This is a genomic window from Ensifer sp. (assembly GCF_035999135.1).
Taxonomy (GTDB): domain Bacteria; phylum Pseudomonadota; class Alphaproteobacteria; order Rhizobiales; family Rhizobiaceae; genus Ensifer.
Genome location: NZ_DASYGZ010000072.1, coordinates 14,865 through 32,274, shown reverse-complemented (window position 1 = coordinate 32,274; position 17,410 = coordinate 14,865). Strand labels below are relative to the sequence as shown.

At 63.2% G+C, this 17,410-nt stretch carries 14 protein-coding genes; 8 read left to right on the top strand and 6 right to left on the bottom strand.

Translation table 11 applies throughout. From position 1 onward, the window contains the following. The coding region (aspS, locus tag VGO12_RS08380; RefSeq protein ID WP_327496961.1) for an aspartate--tRNA ligase at positions 1 to 1,431 on the bottom strand (1,431 nt) is incomplete at its 3' end. Between the two features lie 323 nt (positions 1,432 to 1,754). Between aspS and VGO12_RS08375 the strand changes: the two genes are divergently transcribed. The 4 genes from VGO12_RS08375 (at position 1,755) to VGO12_RS08360 (ending at position 6,939) form a co-directional block, all read left to right on the top strand. Continuing rightward, on the top strand, positions 1,755 to 2,996 hold the full coding sequence (locus VGO12_RS08375; RefSeq protein WP_327512267.1) for an MFS transporter: 1,242 nt from the start codon (positions 1,755 to 1,757) through the stop codon (positions 2,994 to 2,996). A gap of 96 nt (positions 2,997 to 3,092) precedes the next feature. Beyond that, positions 3,093 to 4,493, top strand: a complete 1,401-nt coding sequence (locus VGO12_RS08370; RefSeq protein ID WP_327512266.1) for a multicopper oxidase family protein — start codon at positions 3,093 to 3,095, stop codon at positions 4,491 to 4,493. 77 nt (positions 4,494 to 4,570) lie between these two features. After that, positions 4,571 to 5,722, top strand: coding sequence for a ribonuclease D (gene rnd / locus VGO12_RS08365; RefSeq protein ID WP_327512265.1), 1,152 nt, complete (start codon positions 4,571 to 4,573; stop codon positions 5,720 to 5,722). Positions 5,723 to 5,886: 164 nt separating this feature from the next. Then, on the top strand, positions 5,887 to 6,939 hold the full coding sequence (locus VGO12_RS08360; RefSeq protein ID WP_327512264.1) for an adenylate/guanylate cyclase domain-containing protein: 1,053 nt from the start codon (positions 5,887 to 5,889) through the stop codon (positions 6,937 to 6,939). A 6-nt stretch (positions 6,940 to 6,945) separates the two neighbouring features. On the opposite strand, the gene VGO12_RS08355 is transcribed toward VGO12_RS08360, so the two are convergent. Then, positions 6,946 to 7,353 (bottom strand): DUF2000 family protein, encoded by a 408-nt coding sequence (locus tag VGO12_RS08355; protein ID WP_327512263.1) that lies wholly within the window; start codon positions 7,351 to 7,353, stop codon positions 6,946 to 6,948. On the opposite strand from VGO12_RS08355, the gene VGO12_RS08350 reads away from it, so the two are divergent. After that, positions 7,352 to 8,248 (top strand): AraC family transcriptional regulator, encoded by an 897-nt coding sequence (locus VGO12_RS08350; RefSeq protein WP_327512262.1) that lies wholly within the window; start codon positions 7,352 to 7,354, stop codon positions 8,246 to 8,248. The two genes, VGO12_RS08355 and VGO12_RS08350, sit on opposite strands and share 2 nt — an antisense overlap. 106 nt (positions 8,249 to 8,354) lie before the next feature. Next, positions 8,355 to 9,713, top strand: coding sequence for an esterase-like activity of phytase family protein (locus VGO12_RS08345; RefSeq protein WP_327512261.1), 1,359 nt, complete (start codon positions 8,355 to 8,357; stop codon positions 9,711 to 9,713). Positions 9,714 to 9,772: 59 nt separating this feature from the next. On the opposite strand, the gene ppx is transcribed toward VGO12_RS08345, so the two are convergent. The 4 genes from ppx to VGO12_RS08325 all read right to left on the bottom strand — a co-directional run bounded on the left by ppx (position 9,773) and on the right by VGO12_RS08325 (position 15,420). Continuing rightward, a complete protein-coding gene (ppx, locus tag VGO12_RS08340) occupies positions 9,773 to 11,296 on the bottom strand; it encodes an exopolyphosphatase (RefSeq protein ID WP_327512260.1) in 1,524 nt (507 codons plus the stop codon). An 11-nt stretch (positions 11,297 to 11,307) separates the two neighbouring features. Next, positions 11,308 to 13,494 carry an RNA degradosome polyphosphate kinase gene (locus VGO12_RS08335; protein WP_327512268.1) on the bottom strand — a complete coding sequence of 729 codons (2,187 nt, stop codon included), beginning with the start codon at positions 13,492 to 13,494 and terminating at the stop codon, positions 11,308 to 11,310. 64 nt (positions 13,495 to 13,558) lie between these two features. Then, a complete protein-coding gene (hdaA, locus tag VGO12_RS08330) occupies positions 13,559 to 14,248 on the bottom strand; it encodes a DnaA regulatory inactivator HdaA (protein WP_327512259.1) in 690 nt (229 codons plus the stop codon). 26 nt (positions 14,249 to 14,274) lie between these two features. Beyond that, a complete protein-coding gene (locus tag VGO12_RS08325; RefSeq protein WP_327512258.1) occupies positions 14,275 to 15,420 on the bottom strand; it encodes an AI-2E family transporter in 1,146 nt (381 codons plus the stop codon). 235 nt (positions 15,421 to 15,655) lie between these two features. On the opposite strand from VGO12_RS08325, the gene purM reads away from it, so the two are divergent. Further along, positions 15,656 to 16,726, top strand: a complete 1,071-nt coding sequence (purM, locus tag VGO12_RS08320) for a phosphoribosylformylglycinamidine cyclo-ligase (RefSeq protein ID WP_327512257.1) — start codon at positions 15,656 to 15,658, stop codon at positions 16,724 to 16,726. Beyond that, entirely contained in the window at positions 16,723 to 17,391 is a 669-nt protein-coding gene (gene purN, locus VGO12_RS08315; protein WP_327512256.1) for a phosphoribosylglycinamide formyltransferase, read from the top strand. The genes purM and purN overlap by 4 nt, the downstream gene beginning before the upstream one ends. The last annotated feature ends 19 nt before the right edge of the window (positions 17,392 to 17,410 follow it).

Genomic DNA, 17,410 nt, shown 5'->3' with positions numbered 1-17,410 from the left:
GGCCTTGAGCGACAGCGGATCTTCGGTGTTCAGCGCCTCGAGGCCGCCCTGCGGCATCGAGAAGGGGTTGTGGGCGAAGTCGATCTTCTTTTCGTCTTCCAGCCATTCGTAGAACGGGAAGTCGACGATCCAGCAGAATTCGAAGCGGTCACGGTCGACGAGGTTCAGCTCCTCGCCGGCGCGCGTGCGGGCTTCGCCTGCGAACTTGTAGAACTTCGCGGGATCGCCGGCGACGAAGAAGCAGGCATCGCCGTCATCGAGACCGAGCTGCGTGCGGATCGCGTCGGTGCGCTCCTCGCCGATGTTCTTGGCGAGCGGACCGGCGCCTTCGAGCTTTTCGCCCTCCTTGCGCCAGAAGATGTAGCCGAGGCCCGGCTGACCCTGGCTCTGCGCCCAGGCGTTCATGCGGTCGCAGAACGCACGCGAGCCACCGGTCTTGGCCGGGATCGCCCAGACTTCGACCTTCGGGTTCGAGGCGATCATGTTGGCGAAGACCTTGAAGCCGGAACCGGCGAAGTGCTCGGTCACGGCCTGCATCTCGATCGGGTTGCGTAGGTCCGGCTTGTCGGAGCCATACTTGCGGATCGCCGTGTCGTACGGGATGCGCGGGAACTTTTCCGTCACCGGCTTGCCGTCGGCAAACTCGACGAAGATGTCGCGGATGACCGGCTCCATGGTCGACCAGACATCTTCCTGCTCGACGAAGCTCATCTCCAGGTCGAGCTGGTAGAATTCGCCCGGAAGGCGGTCGGCGCGCGGGTCTTCGTCACGGAAGCAGGGCGCGATCTGGAAGTAGCGGTCGAAGCCGGCAACCATCAACAGCTGCTTGTACTGCTGCGGCGCCTGCGGCAGGGCGTAGAAGCTGCCGGGATGGATGCGCGACGGCACGAGGAAGTCGCGTGCGCCCTCCGGCGACGACGCCGTCAGGATCGGGGTGGTGTATTCGGTGAAGCCGACTTCGCCCATGTGGCGGCGCATCGACGAGATGATCTGCGTGCGCTTGACGATGTTCTTGTGAAGCGTGTCGCGGCGCAGGTCGAGGAAGCGGTACTTCAGGCGCACGTCTTCCGGATAGTCCGGCTCGCCGAAGACCGGCAGTGGCAGTTCCTTGGCGGCCGAGAGAACTTCGATCTCCTGGGCGTAGAGCTCGATCTCGCCGGTCGGCATGCCCTTGTTGACGGTGTCGTCCATGCGCGCCTTGACGAGGCCGTCGATGCGCACGACCCATTCGCCGCGCACGGTCTCGGCTGCCTTGAAGGCCGGGCTGTCGGGATCGGCGACGACCTGGGTGATGCCGTAATGGTCGCGCAGGTCGATGAAGAGCAGACCGCCATGGTCGCGGACGCGGTGGACCCAGCCGGAGAGGCGTACGGTGGAGCCGACGTCCGACTTGCGGAGGGCGGCACAGGTGTGGCTGCGGTAACGGTGCATCGTCTTATCCCGGAATTGCAAAGAGCCGCGCAGGCTCGTCAGAAACGGCGCACGGCAACATGGTCAAAATCGGGCGGAAAAGCGCATGACGCGTTGCCTTTGTCAAGCCGCGCGGCCGCTGTCCGCCCCCGATGGAGGTGCGTTGTAAACGAAGGAATGGGCCAGTCCAAGGGCGCTCGTGACAACAGCAGGCCGAAATGCCGCGAAAAGGACGGCAATCGTCACAATTCGGGGCTGTCGCCCGGCAGAATGCGGGGCTACACAATCACTGGCCGCACATTTGATCCCCGAGTCGTGGCCGATTTCCGGATGTCGCCTGCCCCATGTCCCAGATTCGCCCGCTCATCCCCCTACTCGTCACCGCAGGCATCCTCATTGGCGGCAACGGTCTGCAGGGCACCTTCATCTCGCTTCGCGCGCTTGAAGAAGGCTTCTCGACCTCACTGATCGGGGTGATCGGCGCCGGCTACAATATCGGCTTTGCGCTCGGCTGCGTCTATGTCACCCGCATCCTGCGTTCGATCGGCCACATCCGCACCTTCTCGGCGATGGCGGCGATCGCCTCTGCGGCCGCCATTTCCATGGTGCTCGTCATCAATCCGCTGATGTGGTTCCTGATGCGGCTTCTGGCCGGCATCTGTTTTGCCTGTCTGTTCGCCACTGTCGAAAGCTGGCTGAACGCCAGCGTCACCAATGCCAACCGGGCGCGCACGCTTTCCGTCTATCGCCTTGTCGATCTTGGCTCGGTGACGGCAGCACAATATGTCATCCCCGGCATCGGCCTTGGCGGATTCGAGCTTTTTGCGATCATCTCCATGGCGCTGACGCTGTCACTGGTCCCGATCTCCTTTGCCGACCGGTCGAGCCCCGTCGCTCCGGAGGCGATCCGCTTCGACGTCAAGGCACTCTGGAACATCTCGCCGCTTGCGACCGTCGGCTGCATCGTCGTCGGCCTCACCAATGCCGCTTTCCGTTCGCTCGGACCGATCTATGCGCAAGGCATCGGGCTTTCGGTGACCGCGATCGCAACCTTCATGAGCGCCGGCATCATCGGCGGCGTCGTGCTGCAATATCCGCTCGGCCACTATTCCGACCGGATCGACCGGCGGCTGATCATTCTGATCGCCACCTTCGGCTCGCTTCTGGCCGGCCTGTTCCTCGCCTTCGGCGCCGGCGACGACGAGTGGCTGAATTTTGCCGGCATCTTCCTGTTCGGCGCCTTCGCCATGCCGCTCTATTCGCTGTGCTCGGCGCATGCCAACGACCACGCGGCCGAGGGTCAACATGCGCTGGTCTCCGCGGGCATGCTGTTCTTCTGGTCGCTCGGCGCCATTATCGGACCACTGTTTGCCTCCTTCCTGCTCGAGATCTTCGGGCCGCAGGCGCTGTTCATCTACACGGCGGCGATCCTGTTCCTGTTCATGCTCTACACATTGCAGCGCATGTTCGTGCGTGGCCCGGTGCCGGCAGCGGCGCGCGCCATGCCGTTCCGCAACCTTTTGCGCACCTCGTCCTTCTTCAACAAGCTCGCAGCCGGCAACAATCACAAGCGCAAGGACAGCTGATCGCCTGCGGCAAGATGCGCTCGACACCCCGAATTGCTGAACGTTGCGATCAGGTTTAAACCGGTGGCGAAATTCACCAGTGTCGAGATAGCCGAAATGCCCCTCATCAACCGCCGCACCTTCCTTCAAGGCTCCGCCGCTTTGGGGGGCGCATTCGCGCTCGGCGCGGGCATGGCCGCGCGAGCGGGAGCCACGCCCGATCCGCAGTTGCTCACGGCACAATTCACGCAAGCCAAGATCGCCGGCGATGCCGTCACGCCCAAGGTGATGACCTATGGCCTCGGAGAGACACAGGCAAAAGGCACGCCGCCGGTGCTGCGCATGCGCAAGGGCGAGCCCTATGCCGCGCGGCTCATCAACCGACTGGACGAGCCGACGACGGTCCATTGGCATGGCCTCAGGATCGCCAACGCCATGGATGGCGTGCCTGAACTGACACAACCCTATGTCTATCCCGGCGACCCGTTCGACTATGTCTTCACGCCACCGGATGCCGGCACCTTCTGGTACCACCCGCATTGCAACACGCTGACCCAGATGGGCAGCGGGCTCACCGGCGTGATCGTCGTCGAGAACCCCGAGGACCCGGTCTTCGACGCCGAGATCGTGCTCAACCTGCGCGACTGGCGGCTGGGTGCCGGCGGCGCCTTCATCGATGCCTTCAAGCCGCGCGATGCGGCCCGCGGCGGCACCTACGGCACGGTGCGCACCGCCAACTGGCAGCAGGAGCCGACCTACGATGCACCGGCCGGGGGCTTGGTGCGGGTCCGCATCGCCGCAACCGATGTCACGCGCATCTATACAATCGGCCTTGAGGGCGCAGGCGCAATGGTAATCGCCCTCGACGGCAATCCCGTCGACACGCCCTTCCCGCTCGATCGCTACGATTTCGGCCCGGGCCAGCGCGTCGACCTGGCGCTGCGTATGCCAGACAGCGAGGGCCAGACGGTCAGCCTTGGCAATTTCCGCGGATCGCATCCCTGGACGATCGCAAGGTTCCGCGCCATCGGCACTTCGTTGAAACGTGATCTGCGCGACGTCGCCCCCCTGCCCGCCAATCCCATTTCCGAGGCGGACCTCTCGGTCGCAACCCGTGTGCCGATCGATCTGAGCGCGACCGCCGAGCACAGGGCGACGCCGTCGATCTGCGGCTCGCTCGGTTACACGTTCTGGGCGATCAACGAGGTGCCGTGGCCGGGCGACACGCCCGACCCGATCGCACCGATCGAGGAGATGAAACTCGGCAAGAGCTATGTGCTTCAGATCGCCAACCGGACGCCGCACGCGCATCCGATCCATCTGCACGGCCTGAGCTTCCGCATCCTCAATTCCAACAAGCGGACCTTCCTGCCGCCGCCGACCGATACGATCCTGCTTTTGCCCGACGAACAGGCAGAAGTTGCCCTCGTCGCGGACAATTTGGGCGACTGGGTGATCCATTGCCACATCATCGAGCACCAAAAGACCGGCATGACCGGTTATTTCAAGGTCGTCTGAGAATTTCGATTGTGACAGATGCCGCGAAGGGCTACACGAAACCCTAGCCGCATTTTCGCCACAGTGATTTAAATCTGATGATTGAAACAACCGCAGACCTTGAGGCCGCCTGCCAGCAGCTGGCCCGCTCAAATTATATTACGATCGATACTGAATTCCTGCGCGAGACGACCTTCTGGCCCGAGCTCTGCCTGATCCAGATGGCGAGCCCCGATCTGGCCGTCATCGTCGACCCGATGGCCAAGGGCATCGACCTTGCCCCGTTCTTCGCACTGATGGCGAATACGGAGGTGGTCAAGGTGTTCCACGCGGCGCGCCAGGACATCGAGATCATTTTCCATCTCGGCAACCTCATTCCGCACCCGATCTTCGACACCCAGGTCGCAGCCATGGTCTGCGGCTTCGGCGACAGCGTCTCCTACGACCAGCTTGTCAGCCGTGTCACGGGCACGCAGATCGACAAGTCGTCGCGCTTCACCGACTGGAGCCGCCGTCCGCTGACCGAAAAGCAGCTCGACTATGCGCTGGCCGACGTCACGCATCTGCGCGACATCTACAAATATCTGAGCGCCGAACTCGAGCGCGAGGGCCGTTCGCTCTGGCTGACCGAAGAAATGGCGATCCTCGAGGCGCAGGACACCTACGACCTGCATCCGGATGACGCGTGGCAACGCCTGAAGATGCGCGTCAAGAAGCCGATCGAGCTTGCCGTCCTGAAGACGGTTGCCGCCTGGCGCGAACGCGAAGCGCGCGCCCGCAACGTGCCGCGCGGCCGCATTCTCAAGGATGACGCCATCTACGAGATCGCCCAACAGCAACCCAAGGACGCGGAAGGTCTCGCGCGGCTCAGAACCATTCCCAAGGGCTGGGAGCGCTCCACCGCTGGCGCGGCCGTCGTCGATGCAGTCAACGAGGCGCTGACGATTCCGAAGACCGACCTGCCCAAGTTGCCGCGACAGAGCCATACGCCGGAAGGCGCTGCGGCTGCCGTCGAAATGCTGAAGGTTCTCTTGAAGCTCATCGCCGAGAAGCAGGGCGTCGCCGCCAAGATCATCGCCAACAGCGACGACCTCGACAAGATCGCCTCCGAAGGCGAGAAGGCGGACGTTGGCGCGCTGAAGGGCTGGCGCCGCGAGCTCTTCGGCGAGACGGCGTTGAAGCTGATCAATGGCGATGTGGCGCTTCGTTTCGTCGACAAGAAAATCGAGACGGTCGAAATCGGCGGTTGAGAGGTCACGGGCGGGAACAATCTTCCGCCCGAATCCAACTTTAGCTGAGATCCCGGCGGACGAGAATCACCTCCGCTTCGGGCGGGGCGAGAAGGCGTGGGACCGGTGCAGCTGGCCGTTCCGGCCGATGCGAATACCGCTTCTTCGGTACCGGGGCTTTCCGTATGCGTTGGCGCTTCTCCACTTTCGAAGGGCTTCTCCTGCTGCTCGCCATAGCGGGCGCCGGTGCTGTTTATGCGTGGGTTTTCTATGGCAAGGGCGCGCTGATCGGCGCGACTTACGCGCTGTTCATGTGCCTGCCGATCATCGCCTTTGAAAGACGCGTCATCTTCCGGCGGCTCAATCGGCGGATCCATGCGTTCTCGACGCCGGTCTTCTTCATCGCCTCGCTCGCGATCTACTTCGTGCTTCTCGACATCGGCTACATCGCGGCCGGCCTGATCATGCAGACCAGCGGCGTCTTCGGAGAAGACGACTGGATGGAGGCGGTGACGCCCTCCAAGACCGTCCTCATCTACGCTCTGGCGATCTCAGGTTCGCTCGTCTTCATCCTGAGGGTGCGTGAGCTTCTCGGGCGCGACGTGTTCCTGAGCCTGCTCACGGGACGCTATCGCAGGCCGGTTCAGGAAGAGCGCGTCTTCCTGTTCATCGACCTCGCCGATTCGACCGCCTATGCCGAACGCAACGGCGACCTCAGGATGCAGGAATATCTGGGCAGGCTTTTCGCCACGATCGCAGACCCGGTCCTGCGCTATCGCGGCTCGATCGACGATTATGTCGGCGATGCCGCGGTCATTACCTGGCCGTTCGACCGCGCCACCAGCAACGCGGCCTGCATCCATTGCGTCTTCGACATCCTGGAACTCATCGACGCCGACGCACACCGCTGGCAAAAGGAGTTCGGCGAGGTGCCGCGGCTGCGCGCCGCCCTTCACGGCGGCACCATCGTGGCGGCTGAAATCGGCCTCGACAAGCACAAGATCACCTATTTCGGCGACACGGTGAACACCACCGCGCGGCTCGAAGGCTTCTGCAAGACGCTCGGGCACCAGGTCCTGGTCTCGGTGGACCTTGCCCGCAAGATGCGGTTACCGCACTATGTCCGGGTGGAGGACCTCGGTGAACACGCGGTCAAGGGGCGCGGCCAGAAACTCGGCGTTCTCGCCCTTCGGGTCGCCGGCTCGACACCCGCCCTTTCCCCCACCCCAGCCGAATGATCCGCATCAACCGTGCAACTTCGCCCCCTTGGTGATCTTGTCGACCAGCTTCCTGTCGGCGTGAATGGCTATGCCGGCGACGGGCGCATCGTCGGGACGGGTTTTGGAAAAGACGGCGCGATTGGCGCTGTCATGGCCGGTGGAAAACATCGCATCGACATAGATCGATGCGCGCACGTCCCTTTCGATCGCGCGGCGTTGAATACTGCCAAGCGTCTTCCCATCTGCGGCTAGGACAATGATGGGCTGCACGCTCAGGGCATTGTAGACGTTGCCGGCGCCGTCGCGATAATCTTCACCGATGATGTCGGGCTTCTGTCCGGCGATCCCGGTGGCGAGGAAGGCGGTGACGTTCAGCTTCTGCCAGGTCGCCAGGTCCTCGCGTAAGACGATTGCAAATTTGGTATCGAACATGACGGCCATCTCCATTTCTGCCCGGCAGGGCGTGCCGGAAGACGCATTATCGGAAGATGCCGCGACCGATCTTGAACGATCGTGCGAGCTTCCTGGCGACGGCTTTCGGGTCGCGCCGGCAATCGAAGGCATCGAACGCATCGAGGCCCGCCTTCACGGAAAGTTCTTCGAGCCGCATCGCCACGACACCTACGCGATCGGGGTGACGCTGGGCGGAGTCCAGACGTTCCAGTATCGGGGCGAAAGCCGGTTCAGCAATCCTGGAAGCATCATCATCATCCATCCGGACGAAGTCCACGACGGGGGTGCCGGGACCGACATCGGCCTGCGCTACCGGATGATGTATGTGCAACCGGAACGGCTGCTTGCAGCGCTCGACACGCCTGGCAACTCCCTGCCCTTCGTCGCCGCCCCCGTCGTCGGCGACGAGACCCTGCGCCAGGCCATTGGCGAAGCCGTCATGGACCTCGACACCGGCATCGACGACCTCGCGCTTGACGATATTCTCGCACGCATCGCCGAAGGCCTGTGCCGGCATGCGGGCGTAAGCGACATCAGGCCGGGCAAGGCGGATAAGGTCGCCGTGCTGCGCGCCACCGAATTCCTGCGCGCCAACTTGGAAAAGCCGGTCGGCTCCCCGGAACTGGAGGCGGTCAGCGGGCTCGACCGGTTCACGCTGGCGCGACAATTCCGCAAGGTGCTCGGCACCAGTCCGCACCGGTACCTCTTGATGCGGCGCCTGGAGCGCGCGCGCCAGATGATCGCCAAGGGCGAAAGCCTGGCAGGTGCGGCCCTGGAGACCGGCTTTGCCGACCAGGCCCATTTCACCCGACATTTCAAGCGGGCCTACGGCCTGACGCCGGGCCGCTGGGCGAATCTTGCCATCGACGGTTGAGCCCTGTCACCAAAGCTTCACCGGTCTGTCAGACAAGCATCACCCGTTCGTCATCCAAGCCGCCTATCGGGTTGCCGTCTTTGGCTTCCAACCCATGGTGACTTTTATGACGAAAACGCTTCTCGCCACCGCGGCGCTTACCCTTTTGATGACGATGGCCGCCTCGGCCGAGGAAAAGTCCTTCACGGCAACGCTCAAGGGTCATGCGATCCTGCCGGCGCACACCATCATCGCCGCCCCGTCCGACGCACCGGACTACCTCAAGACCTCCGGCAAGTTTACCACGGCAGACCGCAAGCGGGCAGAAACGCTCGGCACGGTGCCGGGCAAGGACGGCGTCCGCGCGACCGGGCTCTCGCTGCCCTTCGACGGCCAGCCGATGCAGGGCTTTTCCGGCATCAAGGCAATGGAAGACGGCAGTTTCTGGAGCCTCTCGGACAACGGCTTCGGCAACAAGCTGAATTCGACCGACGCCATGCTGATGCTGCATCACGTCAAGATGGACTGGGACGCCGGCAAGGTCGAAGCGCTGAAGACACTGTTCTTGACCGACCCGGACAAGAAGGCCCCCTTTCCGATCGTCATGGAAGGATCGGACAAGCGGTATCTCACCGGCGCCGACTTCGACGTCGAATCGATCCAGCCGGTCGCCGACGGCTTCTGGGTGGGTGAAGAATTCGGACCCTACATCCTCAAGTTTGACCTCGACGGCAAGCTGACGGACGTGATTGCGACGACGGTCGACGGGAAGCCTGTCATGTCGCCCGACAATCCGACCCTGACGCTGCAGGCCGATCCGTCGAAGAAGACGCCCGCCTTCAACCTGAAGCGCTCTGGCGGCTACGAAGGCATGGCGCTCTCCAAGGACGGCTCCAAGCTCTACGGCCTGCTCGAAGGCCCGCTCTGGACCGACAGCGAGACCGTGGAACAGGCAGACGGCCGCCCGGCGCTGCGCATCATCGAACTCGACGTCGCCACCAAGGCCTGGTCCGGCCGCAGCTGGCTCTATCCGCTCGCCGAAGGCGGCGAGGCGATCGGCGACTTCAACATGCTCGACGACAAGACGGCACTGGTGATCGAGCGCGACAACGGCGCCGGAACGGTCGACAAGGCCTGCGCCGATCCGAAGGACCCGAAGCCGGACTGCTTTGCCACCGGCTCCAAGGTCAAGCGCATCTACAAGATCGCCTTCGACGACAGCAATGTCGGCAAAGCCGTGCGCAAGATCGGCTACATCAATCTCCTGAAGATCGCCGACCCCGACAACAAGAAGCGCAAGGGTGGCGGCGAAGGCTTCTACGACATGCCGTTCGTCACCATCGAGAACGTCGACCGCGTCGATGACACCCACATCATCGTCGGCAACGACAACAACCTGCCGTTTTCGGCTGGCCGCTCGCTCGACAAGGCTGACGACAACGAATTCGTGCTGCTCGAAGTCGGCGAATTCCTGAAGGCTGAATAATCAACAAGCGGGCGCGCGAACCCGGAGGTTCGCGCGCCCGTCACCTGTTTGAATTTTCGTCAGCTTTCGAAGTGGAAAGCGAGCTTCCTGCCGGTGAGCTTGCCGAGCTGCTGCAGCCGGCCGTCGAGCCGTTCGCCGGCGAATTCCGAATAGGCTGCGGGAACGACGATCTCCAGGTCCACGTCCGGCAGGGACGACTTGCGGAACGTCAGGTTTCGGGCAACGCCCGGCATCGACGCGGAAAACAGATAGGCGACCCGCAGCAGGCCGCCGAGCAGTTTGGCCAGCTCCAGCAGGCGCGGCGTGGTAATGCCCGTCAAGGCACCCGTGGCGCCGTCGTCGTTGAGCCCTTCGAAGCGGTAGTAATTGGCAAGCGCGATATAGGCGCGGCCCGCATGGGTGATCCCGGAAAAGGTCGAATGGGCGATGATGTTCAGCGCCTGCAGGCCGCGATAGTCCGGATGGGCGCGCCAGCTGATATCGGCGAGCAGGCAGGCCGCCTGACGGTAACGGCTTTCCTCCTCGGTCTCCTCAACGCCGAAGAACGGCACCATGCGTCCGGTCCAGTCGGCAAGTTCGCGGGCATGTTCGGGCGAACGGGCGCGCAGGATCGCGATTTCGTTCGCCGCCGACAGAAGCGGATCTTGGCTGCGTTCCTGCTCGTTGAGCAGCGAGAACAGATAGCCTTCGCGCACGCCGAGCGCCGAGAAGGAAATGCGCGCCGGCTTCATGATCTCCAGCGCCTCCTGCATGGCGATCGCGCCGAACGGCAACAGGCTGCGGCGGCTCTTCGAGATCGTCGAATAGGCAGAAGGCTTGATGTTCTTCGGCTCGATCACCTCGGGCAACAAGGCCATCGCCTCGTCATAAGAGATCTCGTAGCCCTGCATCATGTGCAGCGGATAGTCGCGGATTTCCATGTGCAGCTTGGCGATCGAGCGCCAGGTGCCGCCGACGGCATAGAACGTGCGCCCCTCCCCGGCCCGCAGCACCGGCGAGCTCTTCATGAACTTGCGCACCCAGGTGCGCGCCTTCGCCAGAGAACCGTTGCTGTGTTCGAACAGCCGGATACCGCCGAGCGGCAGGGTGATGCCCTTGCCGATCTTCGTGCCGCTGACCTCGACGAGCTCAAGCGAGCCGCCGCCAAGGTCGCCGACGACGCCATCCGGGTCGTGATAGCCGCTGACGATGCCCATGGCCGAATAATAGGCTTCCTCCTCGCCGGTGAGGATGCGGACCTTGTGACCGAGGATCGCCTCGGCCTTTTCGATGAAGGCGGGACCGTTGCTCGCCTCGCGCGCAGCCGCGGTTGCAAGCACATATACCTGGGTCGCGCGCGCCTGCTGGGAGAGCGCGTGAAAGCGATGCAACGCCTTCAGCGCCCGCTCGACGCTCTCTTCATCCATGCGACCGGTGGCATCGATGCCCTTGCCGAGACCGCACATCACCTTTTCGTTGAAGAGCATCGCCGGCGATCGGCTCAAGCCCTCATAAACGACAAGGCGGATGGAGTTCGAACCGATATCGATAACGGAAACGGGGCGGATGCCGGGCAGACGCCCCTGCGCTTCAGACTCGACCATGCAATTCCAGTTTATTTGCGCCAGCCGCTCTTCCAGCCGGCAATGAGCTTCGGTGCACTGGACTTCAGGGCCTCGCCCCGGCCGGAGAGGCTGGGATTGGTCATGAAATAGTGCTGCGCATTGAAAGGCTCGGCATCCTTGCCGACTTCCATCCGGCGCGACGTGCCGTCAGGAAGAATTTCGTAGCTCTGCTGGTTATCGATGAGATTGCCCAGCATGATCTGCGACAGAACCTGTTCGTGCACAGTCCGGTTGATGAGAGGCACGAGCGTCTCGACCCGCCGGTCCAGATTGCGCGGCATCATATCCGCCGAGCCGATATAGACAAGGGCATTTTCCGATGGAAGCCCATGTCCGTTGCCGAAGCAGAATATGCGGGAATGTTCGAGGAATCGACCGACGATGGACTTGACACGGATATTGTCCGAGAGCCCCGGCACCTGCGGGCGCAGGCAGCAGATGCCACGCACCACGAGATCGATCTCGACGCCGGCGCGACTGGCCTTGTAGAGCGCGTCGATGATTTCCGGGTCAACGAGCGAGTTCATCTTCATCCAGATCGACGCCGGGCGGCCGGCCTTGGCGTGCACGATCTCTTCTTCGATGTGCTTCAGGATGCGCGGGCGCAGCGTGTGCGGCGAGACCGCCAGCTTCATGCCGGCTTCCGGTTCGCCGTAGCCGGTGATGAAGTTGAAGATGTTCGCCATGTCGTGGGCGATCACCGGGTTGCAGGTAAAGAACGACAGGTCGGTATAGATCTTCGCCGTGACCGGATGGTAGTTGCCGGTGCCGAGATGGCAATAGGTGCGAAGCCTGCCCTCCTCGCGCCTGACCACCATCGACATCTTGGCGTGGGTCTTCAATTCGATGAAGCCGAAAACGACCTGCACGCCGGCGCGTTCAAGGTCGCGCGCCCAGCGGATATTGGCTTCCTCGTCGAAGCGAGCCTTGAGCTCGACCAGCGCCGTCACCGACTTGCCGGCTTCGGCAGCGTCGATCAGTGCGCGCACGATCGGACTGTCGTTCGAAGTGCGGTAGAGCGTCTGCTTGATGGCGACGACATCCGGATCGCGCGCCGCCTGCAGCAGGAACTGCACGACCACGTCGAAGGATTCGTACGGGTGGTGCACCACCATGTCCTTCTCGCGGATCGCCGCCAGGCAGTCGCCGGCATGTTCGCGCACGCGCTCGGGAAAACGCGGATTGTACGGCTCGAAGCGCAGATCGTCGCGCGGGGCCTTGGTGATTTCGGACAAAGTGTTGAGCGCGAGCAGTCCCGGCAGGACGGCGATCCGGTTTTCCGGGACGCCGAGTTCCTGCACGACGAACTGGCGCAGCGACGCCGGCATCTCCGAATCGGTCTCGATGCGGATCACCGAACCGCGGCGACGGCGCTTCAGCGCGGTCTCGAAGAAGCGCACGAGATCTTCGGCTTCTTCCTCGACTTCGATATCGCTGTCACGAATGATGCGGAACGTACCGGAACCCTTGACCTCGTAGCCAGGAAAGAGCCGGTCGATGAACTGGCTGACCATGTCTTCGAGCGTGATGTAGCGGATGACGTTCTTGACGTCGGGCAGCCGGATGAAGCGGTCGAGCGCCACCGGCAGACGCAGCAGCGCCGTCATCGGCTCGCGGCCGGTCTTGCTGACGAGCTGCAGGCCCATCGAGAACCCGAGGTTCGGAATGAACGGGAACGGATGCGCCGGATCGATCGACAGCGGCGTCAGCACCGGGAAGATCGACTGATCGAACTCGTTGGCAAGCCAGCTCCTGTCCTGCGCCGAGAGCGACGCGGGGCGGACGATCAGGATGTCCTCTTTGGCGAGATATTGCTGCAGGACGGCAAGCGAGGCCTGCTGCTCCATCTGCAAGTTGTCGATTTCCTTGAGGATGTCTTCGAGCTGTTCGACCGGCGTCTTGCCGTCGGGCGAGCGCATGGAAAGCCCCTGGCGTACCTGCCCTTCAAGGCCGGCGACGCGCACCATGAAGAATTCGTCGAGGTTGGCCGCCGAGATCGACAGGAAGCGAACGCGCTCCAGGAGCGGATGGGCGGTGTTCAGCGTTTCCTCGAGCACCCGGCGATTGAACTGGAGCCAGGAGAATTCGCGGTTGATGAAGCGCTGCGGGCTGGTCAGGAGATCGACGTCGTCCGTCGACGCCTGATTTTCGTTCACCGCAGATATCGCGTTATCCATGCTCATCAGACCCCATTGCTCCGGCTGCACCGGCTATAACAGTTTGACGACGGTTCTGTGACAGTCAATCAGACCGGCGTTGATTTCCAAGCTCTTCGAGCACTTCCGAGGCCAGTGTGCGGGTGAGCTTGGCGCCGCGGGCGAGCGCCAGAAGGTCGATGCGCTCGACGATCGTCTGCGCCGCCTCCAGCGATCGCTCCATGCGCTGGACGATGTAGCCGACAAGCCGCTCGTCGACGAAGAGCTGCCGATCGGCGAAGAGCTTGATCAGCACCTGCGTCAGCAATTCGTCGTCCGGCTCGCCGATCTCGACGACTGTCGCAGCCTTCAGGCGCGAGCGCAGGTCCGGAAGCGTCACCGGCCAGGACATGGGCCAGATGCGCGTGGTCATCAGAAGCCCGGTACCGTTCTGGCGTACGCTGTTGATGACATGGAAGAGCGTCGTGTCGTCAAAGCCGCTGCGATCGGCGTCTTCAAACAGAACCGGTTTTTCCCTGGCGATCACGGCGGCATCGGAACCGGAAAGCGGATGGATCGCTTCAGCCCCCGCCCGCTCCTTCCAGATGCTCGCAAGATGCGATTTTCCAGAGCCGACCGGGCCGGCGATGATGACGACGGGCGACGGCCAGTCCGGCCAGTGGTCGACGATCGAAATGGCAGCGCTCAGCCGGTCGGAGACGAGCAGATCATCACGGCCCGTCGCGGGGTCGTGTTCAAAAGCCAGTGGCAGTTGTTCGAAAGGGCGTTTTGTCATGCTGTACTCGGGACAATCGTCGGAAATCAGGCGGCCTGATCGCCCTTCGCCTTCTTTTCCACGGCCTTGCCATGCCCATGATAGAGATCGCTATCAAGGTACCGCTGGATGCCGAAGCGGACAAGCACGCCAATGGCGGCGGCCGCCGGCACCGCCACCAGCAGGCCGACGAAGCCGAAGAGCGCGCCGAAGGCAAGCAGGGCGAACATCAGCCACACAGGGTGCAGACCGACGCTTTTGCCCACCAGCTTCGGCTGGAGGATGTTGCCCTCCATGAACTGGCCGCTGAAGAAGATCGCAAGCACGAGGCCGATCCAGAGGTAGTCCGGCCAGAACTGGACCAGCGCCACGCCGACCGCAAGAACGAGACCGACCATGGATCCGACATAGGGAATGAAGCTGATCATGCCGGCGAAGAGGCCGATCAGCAGGCCGAAATTGAGGCCCACCAGGGACAGGCCGATACCATAGTAGAGACCGAGGATGACGCAGAGCGAGCCCTGCCCCCGCACGAAACCGGCAATCGTCGTGTTCATGTCGCGGGCGATCTGGCGCACGTCCGAGACGTAGTCGCGCGGCACCCAGCTATCGACCTTGTCGACCATCCGGTCCCAGTCGAGCAGCAGGTAGAAGGCAACGACGGGGGTGACGACCAGCAACGAGATGACGTCGAGCAACGCCACGCCGGAGTTCCAGATCTGCTGGAACAGCGTGCCGACGAAGGCCGCACCCTGTTCGAGCAGCTTGCCGGAGCTCTGCTTGAGCGACGGCATCTGGCTCGCCAGCCAGTCCGGGATCAATCGCGTCTGCGCCTCGTTGACGAGCACCTGCAGCTTCGAGGCATAACCGGGAATGTTGGCAATGAAGTCGGAAGCCTGGCTGACGATGACCGGGATGATCACCATCAGCGCCAGCACGAAGACCACCACGAAACCGACGAGGATGACAACGGTCGCCATCAGCCGACTGAGGCCCAGGCGCTCCAGCCGATCGGCGACGGGATCAAGGAAATACGCCAGCGCCATGCCGGCGAGGAATGGCAAGAGGATCGAGCTGAACACCATCAGGAACGCAATGAAGGCGGCAAGCACCAACAACCAGAAAACGATCTGGCGCTGCAGTCCGGAACCGCTGACCTTCATATTCATGACGCTCCTCGTGGCGCTCCGCATGCGCCTGTTGCGTATCATTGTTCTACCACGGAGATAGGGGGCTGTGCGGGCGCCGGTCAAGTCTGACGGTCAAGCCGGCACGGTTTGGAGCGGCATCCGGCGACCCAGACCGTGGGATATGGGCAAAATGTTGAAAAAACGCCGTCAATGCGGCCTGTCGGCTTGCACTCCCTTGGCTCCCGTGCCAATCGCATCCGCAAAATACCTGTCGCACGACGAGCCTTGGAGAACGAGCATGAGCCAGTCGGGAAAGAACGGCCTCACCTATAGCGACGCGGGCGTGGATATCGACGCCGGTAACCTGATGGTCGAGAAGATCAAGCCGCATGTGCGCTCGACCCGGCGTCCGGGCGCCGACGGCGAGATCGGCGGCTTCGGCGGCCTCTTCGACCTGAAGGCTGCAGGCTTCACCGACCCGGTCCTGGTTGCCGCCAATGACGGCGTCGGCACCAAGCTGAAAATCGCCATCGACGCCAACAAGCACGACACCGTCGGCATCGACCTCGTCGCCATGTGCGTCAATGATCTCGTGGTCCAGGGCGCCGAGCCGCTGTTCTTCCTCGACTATTTCGCAACCGGCAAGCTCGACCCGGATCAGGGTGCGGCGATCGTTGCCGGTATCGCCGCCGGCTGCCGCGAAAGTGGCTGTGCACTGATCGGCGGCGAGACCGCCGAGATGCCGGGCATGTATTCCGGCGGCGACTATGATCTTGCGGGCTTTGCCGTCGGTGCCGCCGAGCGCGGCCAGCTGCTGCCGGCCGGCGACATCAACGAAGGCGACGTCATCCTCGGCCTCGGCTCCTCCGGCGTGCACTCCAACGGCTATTCGCTGGTGCGCAAGATCGTCGCGCTTTCGGGCCTTGCCTGGGACGCCCCGGCGCCGTTCGGTGAAGGCACACTAGCCGATCTCCTGATGACGCCGACGCGCATCTACGTGAAGCCACTCCTGAAGGCGATCCGCGAGACCGGCGCGATCAAGGCGCTCGCCCACATCACCGGTGGCGGTTTCCCCGAGAACATTCCGCGCGTGCTGCCGAAACATCTCGCAGCCGAGATCGATCTCGACGCCATCCAGGCGCCGAAGGTGTTCTCCTGGCTCGCCCAGACCGGCGGCGTTGCCGCCAACGAGATGCTGCGCACCTTCAACTGCGGCGTCGGCATGATCGTCGTTGTGCCGGCCGAAAAGGCTGCCGAGGTCTCCGCCGCTCTGACGGCGGAAGGCGAAACGGTATTTTCGCTCGGCCGGATGGTCGCGCGCGAAGAAGGTGCTGCCGGCACGATCTACAAGGGTACCCTCGCCCTATGACGGCTGAGGTCTCGAGCGCCAGGAAGCGGGTCGTCGTCTTCATTTCGGGCGGCGGCTCCAACATGCTGGCGCTTGCAAAGGCGGCAGCCGAGCCCGGTTTTCCGGCCGAGATCGTTGCTGTCATCTCTGACAAGGCGGATGCAGGCGGCCTTTCCAAGGCGGCGGCGCTCGGCATTGCCACCTACAGCTTCCAGCGCAAGGCGTTCGACAGCAAGGAGGCCCACGAGGCGGCGATCCTCGACCAGCTCGACCGCCTTTCGCCCGACATCATCTGCCTTGCAGGCTACATGCGCCTGCTCTCGGCAACCTTCATCCAGCGCCATGAAGGACGGATCCTGAATATCCATCCCTCGCTGCTGCCGCTCTTTCCAGGCTTGCACACGCATCAACGCGCGATCGATGCCGGCATGAAGGTTGCCGGCTGCACTGTGCACTTCGTCACCGAGGGCATGGACGAAGGCCCGATCGTCGCCCAGGCGGTCGTTCCAGTGGTCCAAGGCGATACGGCCGACAGTCTTGCCGCACGCCTCCTGACGGTAGAGCACCGCACCTATCCGCTGGCGCTCAGGCTGATGGCGGAAGGCAACGTGCGTATGCAAGATGGCCGCGCGGTGAGCGTGGCTACTGGCGAAGCGACGGGTACGCTGGTTTCGCCGGCGTTCTGATTTTTCAGCGCGGCTTTTC